Origin of the sequence: Actinomadura sp. WAC 06369, assembly GCF_003947565.1 — a bacterium.
Lineage (GTDB): Bacteria > Actinomycetota > Actinomycetes > Streptosporangiales > Streptosporangiaceae > Spirillospora > Spirillospora rifamycini.
Genome location: NZ_QHJN01000277.1, coordinates 1 through 6,063 on the forward strand (window position 1 = coordinate 1; position 6,063 = coordinate 6,063).

Below are 6,063 nucleotides of genomic sequence, written 5' to 3' on the forward strand. Positions count from 1 at the left end.
CCGCACCGCCGGCGCGTCCGGCGGCGGCGCCTCCACGCGGACCGCGGCCTGACCGGCCCGGCCCCCGAAACGAAACAACCTGTGCTGTGCCTGTTCCCCCTCCATCTCCGCCCGTCGCCGCGCGCGGCGGCCACCCGATCCGGCGTCGCCTTCCGGACGCCCGCCCGCACGCCCCGGCCGGTGCGCCCGTGACGCCGCCCGCCTTCCAGCGGGTCCTCGACACGTTCCGCGAGATCCTCGAGGCCCCGGCCGTCCGGCCGGAACTCGACCTCGAGGACATGCCCGCCCCGCAGCGGCTCGCGCCGCACGCGGCGGCGCTGTCCGGCAGCGTCTACCGCGACGACGACACCGAGGTCGCCACCGGGCGGCTCATCGTCCTGTACGACCCGGAGGGCCAGGACGGCTGGACGAACGGGTTCCGCGTCGTCGCCTACATCCGCGCCGACCTCGAGCCCGACATCGCCGCGGACGAGCTGATCGGCTCCGTCGCGTGGGACTGGCTGCTCGAGGCCCTCGAACCGGTCGGCTACGCGGGCGTGTCCGGGACGATCACCCGTGCGGTCTCCGAGAGCTTCGGCGACAAGCACGGCGAGCCGTCCACCACCGAACTCGAACTGCGCGCCTCGTGGTCCCCGACCGGCGACGACGTGGCCGGTCACGTCGCCGCGTGGATCGAGGTCATGTGCACGACGGCGGGCCTGCCGCCCACCGGAGTCGCCGCGCTGCCGGGCGGACCCGGCGGCGGAGGCGGCTGAGCGACGTACGGTAGGGGGCGTGAGCACAGCGTCCGAAACCGAGGCGGCGGGGGAGAACACGGAAATCGTGGGAATGTCCGAGACGCGCGCCACCGGCCCCGACGGTGGTTCCGGCGCGCGGAAGGCGGCCGGGAGCGTTCCAGACCCCACCGGGGGCGACCCGCCCGCCACCGATGCGTCCGCCGTCCCCGGCGTCTCCGGCGCCGTGGCGACCGGCACCGAGACGTCCGGAGCCGGAGCTTCCGGCGCCGGGACCGGCGGCGGCGAAGCGTCGAAAGGGCCTCCCGAAGGCGCGCCGGCGGCCGTCCCGCTGCTGGAGCCGCGCGAGGGCGTCCCGCCCGTCGTGGCCGACGCCGCCGAGCTGGAACGCGTCATCGCCGCGTTCGCCGCCGGGCACGGCCCGGTCGCGGTCGACGCCGAGCGCGCGTCCGGCTACCGGTACGGGCAGCGCGCCTACCTGGTCCAGCTCCGCCGCGCCGGGGCCGGCACCGCGCTGATCGACCCGGTGGCCTGCCCCGACCTGTCCGGGCTGGACGCCGCGCTCGCCGACGCCGAGATCGTCCTGCACGCCGCTAACCAGGACCTGCCGTGCCTCGCCGAGGTCGGGCTCGTCCCCCGGCGGCTGTTCGACACCGAGCTGGCCGGGCGCCTGCTCGGCTACCCCCGGGTCGGGCTCGGCTCCATGGTCGAGAACGTGCTCGGCTTCCTGCTGGAGAAGGGGTACTCGGCGGCCGACTGGTCCAGCCGCCCCCTCCCCGAGGACTGGCTGCGCTACGCGGCGCTGGACGTCGAGCTGCTCGTCGAGCTGCGCGACGCCCTGCACGGCGAGCTGGCGGCGGCCGGGAAGCTCGAATGGGCGCTGGAGGAGTTCGCGGCGATCCTCGCGACGCCGCCGAAGCCGCCGCGCGCCGACCCGTGGCGGCGCACGTCCGGGATCCACCGGATCCGCAACCGGCGGGCGCTCGCGATCGTCCGGTCCGTGTGGGAGATGCGCGACAAGATCGCGCGGGAGCGGGACCTGTCCCCCGGCCGGGTGCTGCAGGACGCCGCCATCATCGAGCTCGCGCAGCAGGCCCCGCAGACGCTCGCCGACCTGCAGGCCCTCCCCGCCATGCGGGGCCGCGCCGCCCGGCGGCACCAGTCGGCGTGGCTGCGCGCCGTCGCCCGCGCCCGCGAGCTGCCCGACCGGCGGCTGCCCGCCGCGAACGTCCCCGGCGACGGCCCCCCGCCCGCGCACCGCTGGGCCGACCGCGACCCCGAGGCCGCGAAGCGGCTCACCGCCGCGCGCGCCGTCGTCGCCGGCCTCGCCGAGGACAACTCGATGCCCGCGGAGAACCTGCTGCAGCCCGACGTGGTCCGGCGCCTCGCGTGGACGCCGCCGGACGAGCCGTCCGCGTCGGTGGTCGGCGCGGAGCTGCGGCGGCTCGGGGCGCGCCGCTGGCAGGCGGCGCTCACCGCGCAGCCGATCGCGCGCGCGTTCCTGCGGCTGGAGACCAAAGGCGATCTGTGACGTCGGCCGGCGCCCTCCCCGGCCGCGCGCCGGGGAGGGCCGCTACAGGTCGGGGAGGGGGTCGCGCGGCAGGCTGTCGCGGTCGAAGACCTCCGCGTCGGCGGCGTTGACCACGGCGATGTACTCGTCGTCGATCTCGAACTGGCCGCCGGCGAACATGAACGACGCGCCGTCCCCCGTCTCCACCGGCCCGATGCGGGTGCCGCGCGGGTAGCCGCCCCACACGCTCTTCGGCTTGGTACGGCTCAGCGCGCCCGTCGTGATCACCGAGATGCGGTCGTCGGTGACGACGAAGATGAATCCGGCGCCGCCGCCGTGGCTCTGCGCCGGGAAGATGTAGCGGATCTCCCCGTCGATTCCCAGGAAGTCGCGGCAGGTCTTGCGAAGGGGGCCTGGCACGGGCATGGCGGTCGGGACACCTCCCCGGGGGCGGGACGTCGTCGGCGATCCCAATCATGCCCCGACTCGTCACGCCGTGGCCAGCGCCTCCGCCGGGGACGACCGCGCCGCCCGCATCGCCGGATACAGCCCCGCCGCCGCGCCGACCAGCAGCGTCGCCGCGAACGCGCCGCCGAGCGCCCAGCCCGGCACGACCGGCGGCCACCCCCGGACGAGCGCGAACCCCGCGGTGACCGCCGCGCCGAGGACCGTCCCGGCCGCCCCGCCGAACCCCGACAGCAGCAGCGACTCGGTGAGGAACTGCGCCCGCACCTGCCCGCGCGTCGCGCCCAGCGACCGCCGCAGCCCGATCTCCCGGCGCCGCTCCAGCACCGAGATCACCATCGTGTTCGCGACCCCCACGCCGCCGACGAGCAGCGCCACCGCCCCGAGGCCCAGCAGCAGCCCGGTGAACGCCCCCGCCGCCGCGGCCTTCGCCTCCAGCGCGTCCGACGGGCGGCTCACCCGCACCTGCTCCGGGTGCCGGGGGTCGGCCGTCCGCGCGAGGGCGTCCCGGACGTCCGGCACCGCCCCGTCCGCCGCCCGCGCGTAGACCGTCGTCGGGTGCCCGTCGAATCCGAGGTACCGTTCGGCCGCGGCCCACCCGACGAGCACCGACCGGTCGATCTCCGGGGCGAGTTCCGCGGGCGCCAGCACCCCGAGGACCGCGAAGTCCCGGCCGCCGATCCGCACCTGCGCGCCGGGCCGGCCGACGCCGAGGCGCCGCGCCGCCTCCGCCCCGAGCACCGCCCCCGGGTACCGGGCGTTCGCGCCGTCCAGCGCCCGTCCCGTCTCCGTCCGGACCCGCAGCGTCCCGGGCAGCCCGGCCGTCGCGGCCTGCACGGCGATCCCGTGCGTGACCTCCTCGGGGATCGCGGTCGTCCGCCGGACGGTCGCGTCCACCGCGCCCGTCGCGGCGACCGACGTGACGCCCTCGATCCGGCCCGCCATGCCCGGCGCCGCCCGGGGAAGCCGCGCCTGCTCCCCGAACAGGGTCTCGCCGGGCCCGGCCGTCAGCAGGTTCGTGCCGAGCCGGTCCAGGCGCCGCAGCAGGTCCTCCTGCCCGGACGCGGAGATGCCGATCACCGCGGTCATCGCGGCGATGCCGAGGGCGACGCCGAGCGCCGACAGCACCGCCCGTCCCGCCCGCGCCCGCAGCCCGGCGAGGGCCGTGCGCCCCACGTCCGCGGGCGCGAGCCGCGCAGGCCGCGGCCCGCCGCTCATCGGACGCCCCCGCGGTCCGCGCGCTCGTCCGCGACGACGCGGCCGTCGCGGACGCGGACCCGGCGGGGCATCCGCGCGGCGACCTCCGGGTCGTGCGTGACGACCGCGACCGTCGTCCCGCCCCGCGCCAGGTCGTCCAGCAGCGCCAGCGCGCCGGCGCCCGCCGCGCTGTCGAGGCTGCCGGTGGGTTCGTCCGCGAGCAGCAGGTCCGGCTCGCCGACCACGGCGCGCGCCACCGCCACCCGCTGCCGCTCCCCGCCCGACAGCTCGTGCGGCCGGTGCCCGATCCGCGCGCCGAGCCCCACCCGTTCCAGGGCCGCCCGCGCCCGCTCCCGCCGCTCCGCCCGCCGCACCCCGGCGTACAGCAGGCCGTCGGCGACGCTGTCGAGCGCCGGCACGCCGTCGGCGAGGTGGAACCGCTGGAACACGAACCCGATATGGCCCGCCCGGAGCGCCGACAGCTCCCGGTCCGACAGCCCCGCGACGTCGTGCCCGGCGATCCGCACCGTCCCGGCCGTCGGCCGGTCGAGCGTCCCGATCACGTGCAGCAGCGTCGACTTGCCCGACCCGGACGGCCCCGCGATCGCGGTCGCCGACCCCGCGGCGATCACCAGGTCGACGCCCCGCAGCGCGGCGACCCCGCCCGGGTACTCCTTCACCACCCCGGAAAGCTCCACGATGTTCATCCGGCGGGCACCCCCACCCGCACGCCGTCCGCGAGGCCCTTCCCGGCGACCTCGACGCGACCGCCGCCGAACGCCCCGACCGCCACCGGCACGACCCGGGAGCCGGCGCCCTCCACGACCTCGACTCCGAACCCGCCGTCCCGCAGCGCCAGCAGCGCCTCGACCGGCACCGACAGGACGTCCTCGCGCCGTTCGGCCACGAGCTCCACGCTCACCGGCGCCTCGTCGAACCGGCCGTCGTACTCCACGGCGATCTCGACGTCCACCGTGGTCGGCGCGTCCGGCCCGCCGGTCTCGGCGACCGCGCCGACGTCGGCGATCACGCCCTCGACGCTCGTCCCGCCCGGGAGGTCCACGGTGGCCTTCGCGCCCTTCTCCGCGAGGTCCTGCCGGTCGGCGTCCAGGTCCACGTGCACCACGCGTTCCGTGCCGGACACGGTGAGGACGGGCTGCCCCGGCGACGCCCGGCCGCCCTCGGGCGCCTTCGCCTCCCGGACGAGGACGGCCCCGGCCTGGAACACCACCTGCGACGGATCGACCGTCCCGGTCACCTGGAGGTTCCGCTCGTCCTGCCACTCCCGGACCGCGTCCGCGGTGGCCGCGGTGAAGTCGCCGTCCACGGTCATCCCGTCCCCGTGGCCGAGCGCCTTCAGGTTCTCCTCCAGCGCGCGGACGTCCTTGCCCGCGCTGCCCTGCCCGAGGGCCCGGTACATGGGGGCCTTCCCGTACATCAGCGTCACCGGACGCCCGTCGATCGCCACGAGCGTCTCCCCGCGCCCGATCTCCGCGCCCCGCGCGGGCGTCCACGTGACGACGCCGCTCGCCGCCGTCCACACGTTCCGGACGCCCGCGTAGGTGAGCGTCCCGTCCACGGACTCGGTGTCGACCAGATCGCCCCGCTGCACGGGCGCCGTCGCGGGCGGGCCCGTCCGTCCCGCCCGGGCCGGCTCGTCCCCGGCCGCCCAGACGGCGGCGCCCGCGGCGACGCCCACGCCGACGACCGCGCCCGCCGCGACCGCGGCGCGCCTCACCGCCCGGCCCCCGGGAGGACCTTCTCGCACGCCTCGCGCGCCCGGTCGAGCCGCTCCGGGTCGATGTCCCCCTCGGGCAGCCGCACCGTCCCGTCCGGCGCGGGATCGGGCATGCCGACGCCGTTCTCCCGCATGCACCGCGCGAACTCCACGTACCGGTCGCGCACCTCCGGGTCCTTCAGGTCCGGCAGCACTCCCCCGGCCTGCAGCAGCGACCGGCACTTCTCGAGCGCCTTCTCGAGCATCTCCCCGCCGGCGTTCTTCCGGATCATCCGCGAGCCCTGCTTCCCGGACCCGGGGTCGGGCACGTCGACCCCGTTCTCCCGCATGCACCGCGCGAACGCGAGCTTCGCGTCCTCCGCGGCCATCGACCCGGCCGGCGACGCCCCCGCCCCCGCCGCGTCCCCGCCGCCGCACCC

General features: G+C 77.6%; 7 protein-coding genes. 2 read left to right on the forward strand and 5 right to left on the reverse strand.

Going from position 1 to position 6,063, the window contains the following annotated elements; all coding sequences use genetic code 11:
• Positions 1 to 188: 188 nt before the first annotated feature.
• A complete protein-coding gene (locus tag DMH08_RS37920) occupies positions 189 to 755 on the forward strand; it encodes a DUF3000 domain-containing protein (protein ID WP_026400520.1) in 567 nt (188 codons plus the stop codon).
• A gap of 19 nt (positions 756 to 774) precedes the next feature.
• Positions 775 to 2,265: a ribonuclease D gene (locus tag DMH08_RS37925; protein ID WP_233618056.1), complete on the forward strand. Its 1,491-nt coding sequence runs from the start codon at positions 775 to 777 to the stop codon at positions 2,263 to 2,265.
• Positions 2,266 to 2,307: 42 nt separating this feature from the next.
• On the opposite strand, the gene DMH08_RS37930 is transcribed toward DMH08_RS37925, so the two are convergent.
• From DMH08_RS37930 to DMH08_RS40640, 5 genes are all read right to left on the reverse strand, one after another.
• Positions 2,308 to 2,670 (reverse strand): hypothetical protein, encoded by a 363-nt coding sequence (locus DMH08_RS37930; protein WP_026400521.1) that lies wholly within the window; start codon positions 2,668 to 2,670, stop codon positions 2,308 to 2,310.
• 63 nt (positions 2,671 to 2,733) lie between these two features.
• On the reverse strand, positions 2,734 to 3,927 hold the full coding sequence (locus DMH08_RS37935; RefSeq protein WP_125621050.1) for an ABC transporter permease: 1,194 nt from the start codon (positions 3,925 to 3,927) through the stop codon (positions 2,734 to 2,736).
• A complete protein-coding gene (locus DMH08_RS37940; protein ID WP_125621052.1) occupies positions 3,924 to 4,613 on the reverse strand; it encodes an ABC transporter ATP-binding protein in 690 nt (229 codons plus the stop codon). Before DMH08_RS37940 ends, DMH08_RS37935 begins: the two co-directional genes overlap by 4 nt.
• A complete protein-coding gene (locus tag DMH08_RS37945; RefSeq protein WP_233618057.1) occupies positions 4,610 to 5,644 on the reverse strand; it encodes a peptidoglycan-binding protein in 1,035 nt (344 codons plus the stop codon). The genes DMH08_RS37940 and DMH08_RS37945 overlap by 4 nt, the downstream gene beginning before the upstream one ends.
• Positions 5,641 to 6,063: hypothetical protein (locus tag DMH08_RS40640; protein WP_158642463.1), on the reverse strand; the 423-nt coding region annotated here is incomplete at its 5' end. The genes DMH08_RS40640 and DMH08_RS37945, both read right to left, overlap by 4 nt.